General features: G+C 68.2%; 12 protein-coding genes and 1 pseudogene. 12 read left to right on the top strand and 1 reads right to left on the bottom strand.

Annotated features, from left to right (window positions below; genetic code table 11):
• The first annotated feature begins 149 nt into the window (after nt 1-149).
• Together CFB82_RS12415 and CFB82_RS12410 are read left to right on the top strand one after the other, a co-directional pair.
• Nucleotides 150-1,190: an alpha/beta hydrolase family protein gene (locus CFB82_RS12415; protein ID WP_089484290.1), complete on the top strand. Its 1,041-nt coding sequence runs from the start codon at nt 150-152 to the stop codon at nt 1,188-1,190.
• Between the two features lie 153 nt (nt 1,191-1,343).
• Complete coding sequence (locus CFB82_RS12410; protein WP_089484289.1) at nt 1,344-2,099, top strand: 4'-phosphopantetheinyl transferase family protein; 756 nt, start codon at nt 1,344-1,346, stop codon at nt 2,097-2,099.
• Between the two features lie 21 nt (nt 2,100-2,120).
• Here the strand turns inward: CFB82_RS12410 and CFB82_RS12405 are convergent, their stop codons facing one another.
• On the bottom strand, nt 2,121-3,041 hold the full coding sequence (locus CFB82_RS12405) for a glutamate/aspartate ABC transporter substrate-binding protein (RefSeq protein WP_089484288.1): 921 nt from the start codon (nt 3,039-3,041) through the stop codon (nt 2,121-2,123).
• Nucleotides 3,042-3,254: 213 nt separating this feature from the next.
• Between CFB82_RS12405 and hutH the strand changes: the two genes are divergently transcribed.
• The 10 genes and pseudogenes from hutH to CFB82_RS12350 form a co-directional block, all read left to right on the top strand.
• Nucleotides 3,255-4,778 carry a histidine ammonia-lyase gene (hutH, locus tag CFB82_RS12400; protein ID WP_069248399.1) on the top strand — a complete coding sequence of 508 codons (1,524 nt, stop codon included), beginning with the start codon at nt 3,255-3,257 and terminating at the stop codon, nt 4,776-4,778.
• Between the two features lie 4 nt (nt 4,779-4,782).
• Nucleotides 4,783-5,478 carry a histidine utilization repressor gene (hutC, locus tag CFB82_RS12395; protein WP_069248398.1) on the top strand — a complete coding sequence of 232 codons (696 nt, stop codon included), beginning with the start codon at nt 4,783-4,785 and terminating at the stop codon, nt 5,476-5,478.
• A 39-nt stretch (nt 5,479-5,517) separates the two neighbouring features.
• Complete coding sequence (hutU, locus tag CFB82_RS12390; protein ID WP_069248397.1) at nt 5,518-7,206, top strand: urocanate hydratase; 1,689 nt, start codon at nt 5,518-5,520, stop codon at nt 7,204-7,206.
• Nucleotides 7,207-7,208: 2 nt separating this feature from the next.
• Nucleotides 7,209-7,820 (top strand): HutD/Ves family protein, encoded by a 612-nt coding sequence (locus CFB82_RS12385; protein ID WP_089445972.1) that lies wholly within the window; start codon nt 7,209-7,211, stop codon nt 7,818-7,820.
• A 4-nt stretch (nt 7,821-7,824) separates the two neighbouring features.
• Entirely contained in the window at nt 7,825-9,048 is a 1,224-nt protein-coding gene (gene hutI, locus CFB82_RS12380; protein ID WP_089461285.1) for an imidazolonepropionase, read from the top strand.
• A 4-nt stretch (nt 9,049-9,052) separates the two neighbouring features.
• Nucleotides 9,053-10,429, top strand: coding sequence for a formimidoylglutamate deiminase (locus tag CFB82_RS12375; protein WP_089484287.1), 1,377 nt, complete (start codon nt 9,053-9,055; stop codon nt 10,427-10,429).
• A gap of 59 nt (nt 10,430-10,488) precedes the next feature.
• Nucleotides 10,489-11,286: an N-formylglutamate deformylase gene (hutG, locus tag CFB82_RS12370; RefSeq protein ID WP_089484286.1), complete on the top strand. Its 798-nt coding sequence runs from the start codon at nt 10,489-10,491 to the stop codon at nt 11,284-11,286.
• 759 nt (nt 11,287-12,045) lie between these two features.
• On the top strand, nt 12,046-12,852 hold the full coding sequence (locus tag CFB82_RS12360) for a gamma-glutamyl-gamma-aminobutyrate hydrolase family protein (RefSeq protein WP_089484285.1): 807 nt from the start codon (nt 12,046-12,048) through the stop codon (nt 12,850-12,852).
• A gap of 12 nt (nt 12,853-12,864) precedes the next feature.
• A complete protein-coding gene (locus tag CFB82_RS12355; protein ID WP_069248391.1) occupies nt 12,865-14,202 on the top strand; it encodes a glutamine synthetase family protein in 1,338 nt (445 codons plus the stop codon).
• Between the two features lie 37 nt (nt 14,203-14,239).
• Nucleotides 14,240-14,522 (top strand): annotated as a pseudogene (locus CFB82_RS12350) (aminotransferase class III-fold pyridoxal phosphate-dependent enzyme); the annotation flags it as partial.

Here is a 14,522-nt window from a genome sequence, read left to right as displayed (position 1 = left end):
AGAACGCGGGGCGCGTCAAGTTCAATGGAGGCTGGCGCGGGCGGTGAAGGATAGGGCTTGCGACGCCCCGGCCGGCTGCGAAGCATGGGCGAGAGCAGGCGCTGACACGCTAACCCGGACGGGCCGCGAAGCATGGGACCGGAGACACGATGACGATTTCGAACGAAGGCAGCGAAATGACGCAGGGCACCCGCGCGGCGGACGCATTGCCCCCCGAGCCGGTGACGCTGCGCGCGGCCGACGGCTATGCATTGCGCGGCCATGTATGGCGCCATCGCGGCGGCGGTGTCGTGCGGCCCGTGACTGTCGTCAATTGCGCGACGTCGGTGCGTTGCGACTACTACTTCCGTTTCGCGGCCTGGCTGTTCGCACAGGGGCGCGACGTGCTCGTCTACGACTATCGCGGCATCGGCGGGTCGCGCCCGGCGCAGCTCGCGAAGCTGCGCGCGAACTGGCTCGACTGGGGGCGGCTCGATTGCGAGGCCGCGCTGCACTACGCACGCGACGCGTTTCCGGGCCAGCCGATCGACGTCGTCGCGCACAGCATCGGCGGGTTCGTGCTCGGGCTCGCCGCATCGAACGTCCACGTGCGGCATGCGGTGACGGTCGGCGCGCAGTACGCGTACTGGCGCGATTACCTGCCGGCCGAACGGCGGCGCATGTGGTGGAAGTGGCACGTCGCGATGCCGGTGCTCGCGGCCGTGTTCGGCTACGTGCCCGCGAAGCGGCTCGGCTGGATGGAGGACACGCCGCGCGGCGTCGCGCTGTCGTGGGTGCGCTCGCAGGCGCGCTTCGAGGAGGGCTATACGAGCGGCCCGCTCGCCGAACCCGCCGCGAGCCGCGTCGCGTTGCCTGCCCGCTTCGCGGGGCTGTCGGCGCCGATGCTCGCGATTGGCCTCGACGACGACGGGTTCGGCACGGTCGAGGCGATCGAGCGGCTGGTCGGCTACTACACGGGCAGCGACGTCACGCATCTGCGGATCGCGCCGGCCGACATCGGCGTCGACGCGATCGGCCATTTCGCGTTTTTCCACAGCCGCTTCGCCGAAACACTGTGGCCGCTCGCGCTCTACTGGCTGCAACACGGCGCGTTGCCGGCCGATGCGCCGGGCAAAGTGCATGCGATTCACCCGGCATCGCGCGGGCGTGGGTCCGGCAGCGGCGTGCCGGGCGTTGCCGCGAACGGGTGATAGGGCGGACACGTCACGCACCTGTCGCGAGAACGACAAGCGCCAGCGCGGCGTCCAGTGCCAGCGGCATTGACGCCGGCGGGCTGCAACGGTTCGCCATACCGCCTGATCGATTAACATCGGACGTTTCCTTCCACAGGCCGCCGCACGTCGATGCTCGTCCACCCCGAATCCGCTTCTCCGTCTGAAAGCCCCCGCGCCTGGCGCATGCAGCGGCTCGACGCGCCGCCCGCCGCGGCCCGCGCCGGCGTGCAGATCGCGCGCGTCGATTTCGACTGGCGCGTGCCGCTTGCGTCGCCCGCGTATGCGGCACTGAGCGACGGCGAGCGCGCGCGGGCCGCACGCTTCATGCGGCATGAGGATGCGGTGCGCAGCGCCGCGACGCGTGCCGCGCTGCGCGACGTGCTCGGCACGGCCCTCGGCATCGCGCCGCAGGCGGTGGCGATCGTCGTCGATACATCGGGGCGACCGTCGCTGGACGGCGCGCATCGTGCGTCGCTCGACTTCAACGTATCGCATGCCGGCGACCATGCGCTGCTTGCGTGGGCCCCCGCGGGCCGCGTGGGCGTCGATATCGAGTGCTGCAACCGCGCGACCGACTGGCGGGCGCTGACGCGCGAAGTCTGCGCGCCTGCCGAGTCCGCCTATCTCGACAGCCTGCCGCCGGCCGAACGCGCCTGCGCATTCATGCGCGTCTGGAGTGCGAAGGAGGCGCTGCTCAAGGCGCTCGGCACGGGCATCGTCGGCGGGCTGAGCGCGTTCGCGGTCGTACCGCCGCGCGATGTCGCGACCCCCGCGACGACGATCGTCGAGCCGGCCGCGCCCGCCGCCGGCGTCGCGGCGTTCGATGCGGCGTGGCTCGACGCGGCGCCCGGCTATGCGGCGTGCGTCGCGTGGACGCGTGCGTGAGCCGCGGTCAGCGCGCGGCGCTCATTCGAGCGGCGCGTCGTTCGGCGCCGCATAGCGCGCCTTGATCACGTCGCTCATCGGGAAGTCGAACGACAGCCCCTTCGGCGGTACCGGCTTCATGAACCACTTGTCGTACAGCGCGTTGATCTCGCCGCGCTTCATCAGCTGCACGAGCACGCCGTCGACGAGCGCCTTGAACTGCGGATCGTCCTTGCGCAGCATGAACCCGTAGGCTTCCGACGATTGCGGCGTGCCGACGAGCTGCCAGTCGGCCGGTTTCGCGGCGAGCTGGCGCACGCCCGCGAGCAGCACGTCGTCCATCATGTACGCGGCCGCGCGGCCCGATTCGAGCGTGAGGCGTCCTTCGCCGTAGTCCTTCGCGCTGATGATCTGCATGTTCATCCTCTTTTCCTCGTTCATCTTGCGCAACAGGCGTTCGGACGTCGTGCCCTGGTTCGTCACGACCGTCTTGCCGGCGAGATCGGGGAAGTCGCGGATGCCCGACGTCGTGCGCGTGAGCAGGCGTGTCGTCGCGACGAAGAAGGTGGTCGAGAACGCGACCTGCGCATGGCGCGCGGCGAGGTTGGTCGTCACGCCGCATTCGAGATCGACGGTGCCGTTCTGCACGAGCGGAATGCGGTTCTGCGACGTGACCGGAATGAAGCGCACCTGCAGGTCGGGCTTGCCGGTGCGCGCCTTCACGGCGGCGATCACGCGGTCGCACAGGTCCTGCGAGAAGCCGATGACCTTGCCGTTCGCGTCGGCGTAGGAGAACGGCACCGACGTTTCGCGGTGGCCGATCGAGATCAGGTTGCTCTGCCGGATCTTCTCGAGCGTGCCCGACAGCGGCTCCGCGGCGAGCGACGCGCCGCCGGCGAGTGCGCACGCGGCGAACAGAAGGGGGCGGCCGAACCGGGCGGCGAGTCGTGACGGGAAGGGCATGGCGGTCTCCGTGGCGAATGGTGATCCGTATGTTGCCAAAGAAAAAATAATTGCAACAATTGTTAATAACAGGATCACACGGGCCGATGCGGCGGGCCGCGCCGGGCATCAGGGAAACTCCCAAGTCGAAATCGGTGAAAAACGGGTTGTCTAGACAAGTTGGCGTGGCTACACTTCAATCCATTCCGAACTTGTCTAGACAGGATTGCTCACATGATTACGTTGACCCCCGGCCATCTGACCCTCCCGCAACTGCGCCAGATCGCACGCGAATCCGTGCAGCTCGCGCTCGACCCGGCCAGCTTCGCGAAGATCGACGCCGGCGCGAAGGCCGTTGCCGACATCGCCGCGAAGGGCGAGCCGGCCTACGGTATCAACACGGGCTTCGGCCGCCTGGCCAGCACGCACATCCCGCACGACCAGCTCGAACTGCTGCAGAAGAACCTCGTGCTGTCGCACGCGGTCGGCGTGGGCGAGCCGATGGCACGCTCGTCGGTGCGCCTGCTGATGGCGCTGAAGCTGTCGAGCCTCGGCCGCGGCCACTCGGGCATCCGTCGCGAAGTGATGGACGCGCTGATCAAGCTGTTCAACGCGGACGTGCTGCCGCTGATCCCGGTGAAGGGCTCGGTCGGCGCATCGGGCGACCTCGCGCCGCTCGCGCACATGTCGGCCGTGCTGCTGGGCGTCGGCGAAGTGTTCATCCGCGGCGAGCGTGCAAGCGCACTCGACGGTCTGCGCGTCGCGGGCCTCGCGCCGCTGACGCTGCAGGCGAAGGAAGGCCTCGCGCTGCTGAACGGCACGCAGGCATCGACCGCGCTGGCGCTCGACAACATGTTCGCGATCGAAGACCTGTACCGCACCGCGCTCGTCGCCGGCGCGCTGTCGGTCGACGCGGCTGCCGGTTCGGTGAAGCCGTTCGACGCACGCATTCATGAATTGCGCGGCCATCAAGGCCAGATCGACGCGGCCGCGTCGTACCGCGAACTGCTCGAAGGCTCGCCGATCAACCAGTCGCACCGCGACTGCGACAAGGTGCAGGACCCGTACAGCCTGCGCTGCCAGCCGCAGGTGATGGGCGCGTGCCTGGACCAGATGCGCCATGCGGCCGACGTGCTGCTGGTCGAAGCGAACGCCGTGTCGGACAACCCGCTGATCTTCCCGGATACCGGCGAAGTGCTGTCGGGCGGCAACTTCCACGCCGAACCCGTCGCGTTCGCGGCCGACAACCTCGCGCTTGCCGCAGCGGAAATCGGTGCGCTGGCCGAACGCCGCATCGCGCTGCTGATCGACGCGACGCTGTCGGGCCTGCCCCCGTTCCTCGTGAGGGACGGCGGCGTGAACTCGGGCTTCATGATCGCGCACGTGACGGCGGCCGCACTCGCGTCGGAAAACAAGACGCTCGCGCACCCGGCGTCGGTCGACTCGCTGCCGACCTCGGCGAACCAGGAAGACCACGTGTCGATGGCGACGTTCGCCGCGCGCAAGCTCGCCGACATCGCGGACAACACGAAGCACATCCTCGCGATCGAACTGCTGGCCGCCGCACAAGGTGTCGACCTGCGCGCGCCGTACCACACGAGCCCGAAGCTGGCGCCGGTGATGGAAACGATCCGCGGCAAGGTCGCGCACTACGAGCTCGACCACTACTTCGCACCGGACATCGCCGTGATCGCCAAGCTGGTCGGCGAGCGCGCGTTCGCGAAGGTCGCGCCGTTCTCGTTCGCGTCGGAACAGTAAGCCCATGAGCGCGCCGGTCTACCAGGAGATCAAGGATTTCATCCTGGCCCGCATCCACGCAGGCGAGTGGGAGGAGGGCGATCAGGTGCCGTCCGAGAACGAGCTGGCGCGCGAATTCAAGGTGGCGCGCATGACCGTCAACCGCGCGCTGCGCGAGTTGACGGCCGAGCAGGTGCTCACGCGCATGAAGGGTGCGGGCACCTACGTCGCGCGGCCGAAGTACGAGTCGACGCTGGTCGCGATCCGCAGCATCTCGGAGGAAGTCGGTGCGCGCGGGCATGCGTATCACGCCAGCGTGCTCGGCCTCGACACGATCCGCGCCGACGACGCGCTCGCCGACGAGATGCAGGTCGCCGTGCGCACGAAGCTGTTTCATTCGCAGGTGCTGCACTTCGAGAATGACGAGCCCGTCCAGCTCGAAGAACGATGGGTGAATCCGGCGGTCGCGCCGGATTACGCCGAGCAGGATTTCACGAACACGACGCCGAACCTGTACCTGATGCGCGCGGCGCCGCTGCAGCGCGTCGAGTACCGGATCGAAGCGGCGGCCCCGGCGCCCGAGCGGCGCGAGCAGCTGCGGATGGACGACGTCGAGCCGTGTCTGGTTTTACATCGACGCACCTGGTCGCAGGGCGTCGTCGCCTCGGTGGCGAATCTGTGGCATCCCGGCAGCCGTTATCGCTTCACCGGGCATTTCTGATTCCTATTTGATAGTCATTTTCCTTCGGGAGCAGTCGTCATGAACCATCCGAAACACATCGATCCCCGTCTCGATCCGACGCGCACGATCCGCGCGCCGCGCGGCAGCGAGAAAGTCTGCAAGACCTGGCTGGCCGAAGCGGCCTACCGGATGATCCAGAACAACCTCGACCCGGAAGTCGCCGAGCATCCGCATGCGCTCGTCGTGTACGGCGGCATCGGCCGTGCGGCACGCAACTGGGAATGCTACGACCAGATCCTCGCGTCGCTGAAGGATCTCGAAGAGAACGAGACGCTGCTGATCCAGTCGGGCAAGCCGGTCGGTGTGTTCCGCACGCACAAGGATGCGCCGCGCGTGCTGCTCGCGAACTCGAACCTCGTGCCGCACTGGGCGAACTGGGATCACTTCCACGAGCTCGACCGCAAGGGCCTGATGATGTACGGCCAGATGACGGCCGGCAGCTGGATCTACATCGGCAGCCAGGGCATCGTTCAGGGTACCTACGAAACGTTCTTCTCGGTCGCGAACCAGCACTTCAACGGCGATCCGTCGGGCCGCTGGATCCTGACGGGCGGCCTGGGCGGCATGGGCGGCGCGCAGCCGCTGGCCGCGACGATGGCCGGCTTCTCGATGATCGCGGTCGAATGCGACGAGACCCGCATCGACTTCCGCCTGAAGACGCGCTACGTCGACAAGAAGGCGACGACGCTCGACGAGGCGCTCGGCATGATCGAGGAAGCGAAGCGCACCGGCAAGCCGGTGTCGATCGGCCTGCTCGGCAACGCGGCCGACGTGTTCGCGGAACTCGTCACGCGCGGCATCACGCCGGACTGCGTGACCGACCAGACGAGCGCGCACGACCCGATCAACGGCTACCTGCCGCAAGGCTGGACCGTCGCGCAATGGCGCGAAGCGCAGAAGGTCGATCCGCAGAGCATCGTGAAGGTCGCGAAGCAGTCGATGGCCGTCCAGGTGCGCGCGATGCTGGCGCTGCAGGAACGCGGCGCGGCGACGCTCGACTACGGCAACAACATCCGCCAGATGGCGCTGGAAATGGGTGTCGAGAACGCATTCGACTTCCCGGGCTTCGTGCCGGCCTACATCCGCCCGCTGTTCTGCGAAGGCAAGGGCCCGTTCCGCTGGGTCGCGCTGTCCGGCGATCCGGAAGACATCTACAAGACCGACCAGAAGGTGAAGGAGCTGATCCCCGACGATCCGCACCTGCACAACTGGCTCGACATGGCGCGTGAACGCATTGCGTTCCAGGGCCTGCCGGCACGGATCTGCTGGGTCGGCGTGAAGGATCGCTATCGCCTCGGCCAGGCGTTCAACGAGATGGTCAAGAACGGCGAACTGAAGGCCCCGATCGTGATCGGCCGCGACCACCTCGACACCGGCTCGGTCGCCAGCCCGAACCGCGAGACGGAATCGATGAAGGACGGTTCGGACGCCGTGAGCGACTGGCCGCTCCTGAACGCACTGCTGAACACCGCAGGCGGCGCATCGTGGGTGTCGCTGCACCATGGCGGCGGCGTCGGCATGGGCTTCTCGCAGCACTCGGGCGTCGTGATCGTCGCCGATGGTACCGCCGACGCGCACGAGCGTCTCGGCCGCGTGCTGCTGAACGACCCGGCGACGGGCGTGATGCGCCATGCGGATGCCGGCTACGAACTCGCGCAGCAGACGGCCCGCGAAGCCGGCCTGAAGCTGCCGATGCTCGGCCGCTGAGCATGACGGCGCTCCACCAGGCGCCGGCGATTGCGACGATGATCCGCGCAGCGGATCTCGTCGCGTCGCCATGGAAGAACGGCGGCGGCGTGACGCGCGAAATCGGCGCGTTCCCGCCGGGCGCCGCGCTCGACGCGTTCGCGTGGCGCGTGAGCGTCGCCGACGTCGGCACGGCCGGGCCGTTCTCGCGTTTCGACGGGATCGACCGCACGCTCGTGCTGTTGTCCGGCGCGGGCATGACGCTCGCCGAGGCAGGCGGCGCACGCCACGTGCTCGACGCACCGCTGGCGCGCGCGGATTTTGCGGGTGAAGCGGCGATCGACGCGACGCTGCACGACGGCGCGACGCGCGACTTCAATCTGATGACGCGCCGTTCGGCCGCGCGCGGTGCGCTCGACGTGTGGCGCGCGGGCGCGCACCGCATCGAGCATGCCGATACCGTGCTGCTGTATTGCGCGGCCGGCGAAGCCGCCGTCGAAATCGACGGCACGCGTTACACCCTGGAAGAAATGGACACGCTGCGGCTCGACGGGCCGCGGCGTGCGTTTGACGTCGTCGTGAGCGGGAGCGGCGCGTTGCTCGCCGTGTCGCTCGCCATCGGCGAACGAGACTGAACGCATGAAACCGACTGTCTGGCATCACCTGAGGCTGTGTCCGCACGGCCATCCTGACGAGACGATCGACGACGCGGCGATCGCCGTCGACGAAACCGGCACGATCGTCTGGCTCGGCGCGATGTCCGCGCTGCCGCACGGTTATGCGCACTGGCGGCGCGAGGATCTGCACGGCGCGTGGGTGACGCCGGGCCTCGTCGACTGCCATACGCACCTCGTGTACGGCGGCACGCGTGCCGACGAATTCGCGCAGCGCCTCGCGGGCGTCAGCTACGAGGAAATCGCGCGGCAGGGCGGCGGGATCGTATCGACGGTGCGCGCGACGCGCGCGGCCGACGAGACGACGCTGTTCGTGCAGGCCGCGGCACGCCTGCAGCCGCTGCTCGCCGAAGGCGTGACCGCGATCGAGATCAAGTCGGGCTACGGGCTCGACCTCGCGAGCGAACGCAAGATGCTGCGCGTCGCGCGGCAGCTCGGTGAGCGCTTTCCGGTCACCGTCTACACGACCTTCCTCGGCGCGCACGCGCTGCCGCCCGAATATGCGGGCCGTGCGGATGCGTACATCGACGAAGTGTGCGACCGGATGCTGCCGGCGCTGGCCGACGAAGGGCTCGTCGACGCGGTCGACGTATTCTGCGAACGCATCGGCTTTTCGCTCGCGCAGACCGAACGCGTGTTCGAGGCCGCGACGCGGCGCGGGCTGCCCGTGAAGCTGCATGCGGAGCAACTGTCGAACGCGGGCGGCACGGCGCTCGCCGCGCGCTACCGCGCACTGTCCGCCGATCACCTCGAATTTCTCGACGAAGCGGGCATCGAGGCGATGAAGGCAGCCGGTACGGTTGCCGTGCTGCTGCCCGGCGCGTACTACTTCATCCGCGAGACGCAACTGCCGCCGATCGAGCTGCTGCGCAAGCACGGCGTGCCGATCGCGCTCGCGACCGATCACAACCCCGGCACGTCGCCGCTCGAATCGCTGCTGTTGACGCTGAACATGGGCTGCACGCTGTTCCGCATGACGGTGCCCGAAGTGCTGCAGGGCGTCACGCGCCATGCGGCGGCGGCGCTCGGCCGCGCGGATCGCCACGGTGCGCTCGAGGTCGGTCGCCAGGCCGACTTCGCCGCGTGGTCGGTCGGCTCGCTGGCGGAGCTCGCCTACTGGATCGGCCGGCCGCTGTGCGAGCAGGTCGTACGCGGCGGCACGACCGTGTTTCGCCGGATGAATGGATAGCCTCATGACCGACACCCTGTTGTTCGCAGACCATGCGTACCTGCCCGATGGCTGGCGCCGTAACGTACTGCTGCGGTGGGACGCGGCCGGCACGCTGACCGGCGTGACGCCCGACACCGACGCACCGGCTGGCGCCGCGCATGCGGCCGGGCCGGTGCTGCCCGGCATGCCGAACCTGCATTCGCACGCGTTCCAGCGCGCGATGGCGGGGCTCACCGAATATCGCGCGAATCCGTCCGACAGCTTCTGGAGCTGGCGCGACCTGATGTACCGCTTCGCGCTGAAGATCACGCCCGACGCGCTCGCCGCGATCGCGCGCTGGCTGTATGTCGAGATGCTCAAGTGCGGCTACACGTCGGTGTGCGAATTCCACTACGTGCATCACACGCAGGACGGCTCGCGCTATCCGCAGATCGCGGAACTCGGCACGCGCGTGATCGACGCCGCGCGCGCCGCCGGTATCGGCATCACGATGCTGCCTGTGTCGTACCAGTTCGCCGGGTTCGGCGACAAGCCGCCGCGTGACGACCAGCGCCGCTTCATCAATACGCCCGACGGCCTGCTCGAACTGCTCGACGCGATGCGCCGCGTGGCGCCGGAGCACGGCGGGCTGCGCTACGGCGTCGCACCGCACTCGCTGCGGGCGGTATCCGAGCACGGCTTGCGCGTGCTGCTCGACGGGCTGCCCGACGATGCACCCGTGCATATCCATATCGCCGAGCAGACGGCCGAAGTCGACGACTGCGTGCGTGCGTACGGCGCGCGCCCCGTGCAATGGCTGCTCGATCGCTTCGACGTCGATGCGCGCTGGTGTCTCGTGCACGCGACGCACGTCGACGCGGCTGAAACGGCGGCGCTCGCGAAGCGTCGCGCGGTTGCCGGCCTGTGCCTGACGACCGAAGCGAACCTCGGCGACGGCGTGTTCCCGGCCGTCGACTATCTCGCGCAAGGCGGCGTGATCGGCGTCGGCTCGGACAGCCACGCGTCGGTCGACTGGCGCTCGGAGTTGCGCCTGCTCGAATACGGGCAACGGCTCGTGCACCGCGCGCGCAACGTGCTGGCGAGCGACACGCAGGCGCATGTCGCCGATCGCCTGTTCGACGCATCGCTCGCGGGCGGCGCGCAGGCCAGCGGGCGGCGCGTCGGTGCGCTGCAAGAAGGGTGCCGCGCGGACTGGCTCGTGCTCGATCCCGATCATCCGGCGATCGCCGAACACGACAACACGTCGTGGTTGTCGGGTATCGTGTTCGCGGAGCACGGCGACACGCCGGTGCTCGACGTCTACACGGGCGGCGAGCGCGTCGTGAGCGGCCGCCGTCATCGCGACGAAGCCGTCGCGTATGCCGACTACCGCGCCGCACTGGCGCAACTGCTGCGCTGATGCGCGCAACCGGCGCACGCCGCAAGCGTGCGCCGGCAGACCTCCAACGGTGATGCGACATGACTGAACAACCGGCTGTATTCACGCTGAAGCAGGGCACGCTGCCGCTGCTGATCTCGATTCCGCACGCGGGCACGCACATCCCCGACGACATCGCCGCGACGATGACGGACGACGCGCGTTTCGTCGACGATTGCGACTGGCATCTCGAACGGCTGTATGGATTCGCGGCCGACCTCGGCGCATCGATCCTCGTACCGTCGCATGCGCGTTACGTCGTCGACCTGAACCGGCCGCCCGACAACGAGAACCTGTACCCGGGGCAGGACACGACGGGGCTCGTGCCGGTCGATACGTTCGACAAGGCGCCGCTGTATCCGGCGAACGCGCTGCCCGGCAACGACGAGATCATGCGTCGCCGCGATCGCTACTGGCTGCCGTATCACGAGGCGCTGCAAGGCGAGGTGGCACGCCTGAAGCGCGAGCACGGCCGCGTGCTCGTATGGGAAGCGCACTCGATCCGCTCGCACGTGCCGCGCTTCTTCGACGGTCGCCTGCCTGACTTCAACTTCGGCACGTCGAGCGGCGCGAGTGCCGCGCCGGGCCTGGCCGAGGCGTTGGCCGCACGCGTGCTCGAACATGGCGGCTATACGGCGGTCGCGAACGGGCGCTTCAAGGGCGGCTACATCACGCGTCACTACGGCGTGCCGGCTACCGGCGTCGAGGCCCTGCAGCTCGAGCTCTCGCAGATCACCTACATGGAAGAGACGCGTCCTTACGCGTATGACGAAGTGCGTGCGGCGCGGATTGTGCCGCTATTGCAGACGCTCGTCGAAACCGCGCTCGCGCATCGTTGAACGCGGGCCGCACGGATGCGGCAGCGCGGCGGAGCAGGCGCGTCGTGGCCCGCCGGCACGCAGCATGCCGCACCGATGCAATGCACAACACGGCATCGATCCACGGGATCGATGCCGTTTTTTTTCGTTTGGCTTTCGTCTGATCGATGTCGTCATCGGCCCCTGAAAATTTGACGCAATTTTTAGTTGATATAAGCTGAATGTCAGGAAGTCGTCACGCGCGCACGTGCGGCGGGGCCATCGATCGTGGCCGCACCGCGCCGGAATGCGCTGCGAGACACCTTGCCGACGTGTCGCCGCGCGGCATTGCCGCATGCGCTTGATCGCGACACGTGTCCTGCATTCATCAGTCAGTCGAGTACGATCGTGAAAGCCGCCAGCCCTTCGATACGCCGGACGCGAAGTCCGTCGGCGGGCGCGCCGCCTCAGGCCGGGCCGTTCCGGCATGCTGATCGCGGCACGCGTGCCGCCTTTTTACGCGCGCCTCGTTTCTTCGCCATTTCCCATCGCGGCCTGCGCCGCTTCAATCTCGTGTCCGCGCACGTGTTCAGCGCGGTGCAGTGCGACGGCAGCGCATCGTTGTTGCCCTAGCGTCGTTTTCCGCTTCCGTTCCGGGTCGCACCGCCTGTTGCCGCATCGTCCGCGCGGCAGGATCGCGCATGGTCATGCGCCGCGTCGTGGCGCATGCGTGCGGCGTCGGCATGAACCTTCAACGTCCCGCGTGCAGACGCATCGCGCGCGATTACCGGAGAGCCGCCCATGCGTGCGCGCCCGATCGTAGCCGTCACCGCCGACCGCATCCTGCGCGGTGCGCATCCGAACCACTCGGCGGGGGAGAAGTACCTGGCCGCGCTCGTCGACGGCGCCGGCGCGCTTGCGTTCGTGCTGCCCGCGCTCGGCGCGCGTCAGCCGGCCGATGCGATCGTCGCGGCGATCGACGGCTTGCTGTTGACCGGCAGCTATTCGAACGTCGAGCCGCATCATTACGGCGGCGACGCGAGCGCACCCGACACGCTGCATGACCCCGCTCGCGACGCGACCGCGCTGCCGCTGATCCGCGCGGCAATCGACGCGGGCGTGCCCGTGCTGGCGATCTGTCGCGGCATGCAGGAGCTGAACGTCGCCTACGGCGGCACGCTGCATCAGCGGCTGCACGCGACGACCGGCTTCGACGATCACCGCGAGCGGCCCGCCGATCCGCTCGAACGGCAGTACGGCCCCGCGCACGTCGTGCAGTTCGCGCCGGGCGGCCTGCTGCAGCGGGTCGCGCGCGGCGCGCAGGAAGCGACGGTCAATTCCCTGCACGACCAGGGCATCGCGCAACTCGGCGTGGGGCTCGTCGTCGAAGCCAGTGCGCCCGACGGGCTGGTCGAGGCCGTCAGCGTGCGCGGCGCGCGCGCGTTCGTGCTCGGCGTGCAGTGGCATCCCGAATGGCGCTACGCGGAACAGCCGCTGTCGCGCGACATCTTCGCGGCATTCGGCGCGGCATGTCGCGCGCGCATGACGCATCGCATTCATGCGGCCGGCGGCGCGATGCCGTCACCGGCCGCATCCGACGTCGACTGATAGAGGCCGATCATGCAACCCGAACTGAGCGAATTCCTGCGACAGCACCGCATCACCGAGGTCGAGGCGATCATTCCCGACATGGCCGGCATTGCGCGCGGCAAGATCATTCCGCGCAACAAGTTCGAATCCGGCGAATCGATGCGCCTGCCGCAGGCCGTGATGGTGCAGACCGTCACCGGTGACTATCCGGAGGACGGTACGCTGACCGGCGTGACCGATCCCGACATGGTGTGCGTGCCCGATCCGTCGACGATCTGCCTGATCCCGTGGGCCGTCGACCCGACCGCGCAGGTGATCCACGACTGCGTGCATTTCGACGGCTCACCGGTCGAGATCTCGCCGCGCTACGTGCTGCGCCGCGTGCTCGACCTGTACAAGGCGAAAGGCTGGCAACCGGTTGTTGCACCCGAGCTCGAGTTCTATCTCGTCGACATGAACGCCGATCCCGACTTGCCGCTGCGTCCGCCCGTCGGCCGCACCGGGCGTGCGGAGACCGGCCGGCAGTCGTATTCGATCGAGGCCGTGAACGAGTTCGATTCGCTGTTCGAGGACATCTACGAATACTGCGAGATGCAGGGGCTCGATATCGAGACGCTGATCCACGAGGTCGGCGCGGCGCAGATGGAGATCAACTTCGTGCATGGCGATGCGCTGTCGCTCGCCGACCAGGTGTTCCTGTTCAAGCGCACCGTGCGCGAGGCGGCGCTGCGCCACAACATGTATGCAACCTTCATGGCGAAGCCGATGCAGGACGAGCCGGGCTCGGCGATGCACATCCACCAGAGCCTGGCCGACGCGCACACGGGGCGCAATTTGTTTTCCAGCGAGGACGGTGCGGTGTCGCCGATGTTCCACAGCTATCTCGCAGGGCTGCAGAAGTACACGCCCGCACTGATGCCGATCTTCGCGCCGTACATCAACTCGTATCGCCGCCTGTCGCGCTTCATGGCCGCGCCGATCAACGTGCAGTGGGGCTACGACAACCGTACGGTCGGCTTCCGCATTCCGCAGTCGGGCCCGTCGGCGCGCCGTATCGAGAACCGGATCCCGGGTGTCGACTGCAATCCGTACCTCGCGTTCGCGGCGACGCTCGCGGCCGGCTATCTCGGCTTGACCCAGCAGCTCGCGCCGACCGAGCCGATCGCGTCGGACGGCTACAACCTGCCGTACCAGCTGCCGCGCAATCTCGAGGAGGGCATCTCGCTGATGGCGGCCTGCACGCCGCTGGCCGGCATTCTCGGCGACAAGTTCGTGAAAGCGTACCTGGCGCTGAAGGACACTGAATACGAAGCGTTCTTCCGCGTGATCAGCTCGTGGGAACGCAGGCATCTGCTGCTGCACGTGTGAGCGTGCACCCGACCGAATACGGAATCACGGAGGAAACATGACGTACCGCAACGAATCTGCCTGGATCCAGCCGGCCGCACCGAGCGCCACGGCCGCAGCGCCCCGTGCGACGCAGGCGCGCACGACCGCCGAATACCGCGCGCTCGACGCCGCGCACCACATTCACCCGTTCTCCGACATGGGCGCGCTGAATCGCGCGGGCAGCCGCGTGATCGTGAAGGCCGACGGCGTCTACCTGTGGGACTCGGACGGCAACAAGGTGATCGACGGGATGGCCGGCCTCTGGTGCGTGAACGTCGGCTACGGCCGCAAGGAGCTCG

The organism is Burkholderia sp. HI2714 (assembly GCF_002223085.1).
GTDB classification, from domain to species: Bacteria; Pseudomonadota; Gammaproteobacteria; order Burkholderiales; family Burkholderiaceae; genus Burkholderia; species Burkholderia lata_D.
The sequence above is the reverse complement of the archived record's forward strand: the minus strand, read 5'-3'. Positions and strand labels throughout refer to the sequence as shown.

What these genes read in the sequence shown, in the direction of transcription:
- CFB82_RS12415 (WP_089484290.1), top strand. Translation starts at nt 150, where the DNA reads ATGACGATTTCGAACGAAGGCAGCGAAATGACGCAGGGCACCCGCGCG.
- CFB82_RS12410 (WP_089484289.1), top strand. Translation starts at nt 1,344, where the DNA reads ATGCTCGTCCACCCCGAATCCGCTTCTCCGTCTGAAAGCCCCCGCGCC.
- CFB82_RS12405 (WP_089484288.1), bottom strand. Translation starts at nt 3,041, where the DNA reads ATGCCCTTCCCGTCACGACTCGCCGCCCGGTTCGGCCGCCCCCTTCTG.
- hutH (WP_069248399.1), top strand. Translation starts at nt 3,255, where the DNA reads ATGATTACGTTGACCCCCGGCCATCTGACCCTCCCGCAACTGCGCCAG.
- hutC (WP_069248398.1), top strand. Translation starts at nt 4,783, where the DNA reads ATGAGCGCGCCGGTCTACCAGGAGATCAAGGATTTCATCCTGGCCCGC.
- hutU (WP_069248397.1), top strand. Translation starts at nt 5,518, where the DNA reads ATGAACCATCCGAAACACATCGATCCCCGTCTCGATCCGACGCGCACG.
- CFB82_RS12385 (WP_089445972.1), top strand. Translation starts at nt 7,209, where the DNA reads ATGACGGCGCTCCACCAGGCGCCGGCGATTGCGACGATGATCCGCGCA.
- hutI (WP_089461285.1), top strand. Translation starts at nt 7,825, where the DNA reads ATGAAACCGACTGTCTGGCATCACCTGAGGCTGTGTCCGCACGGCCAT.
- CFB82_RS12375 (WP_089484287.1), top strand. Translation starts at nt 9,053, where the DNA reads ATGACCGACACCCTGTTGTTCGCAGACCATGCGTACCTGCCCGATGGC.
- hutG (WP_089484286.1), top strand. Translation starts at nt 10,489, where the DNA reads ATGACTGAACAACCGGCTGTATTCACGCTGAAGCAGGGCACGCTGCCG.
- CFB82_RS12360 (WP_089484285.1), top strand. Translation starts at nt 12,046, where the DNA reads ATGCGTGCGCGCCCGATCGTAGCCGTCACCGCCGACCGCATCCTGCGC.
- CFB82_RS12355 (WP_069248391.1), top strand. Translation starts at nt 12,865, where the DNA reads ATGCAACCCGAACTGAGCGAATTCCTGCGACAGCACCGCATCACCGAG.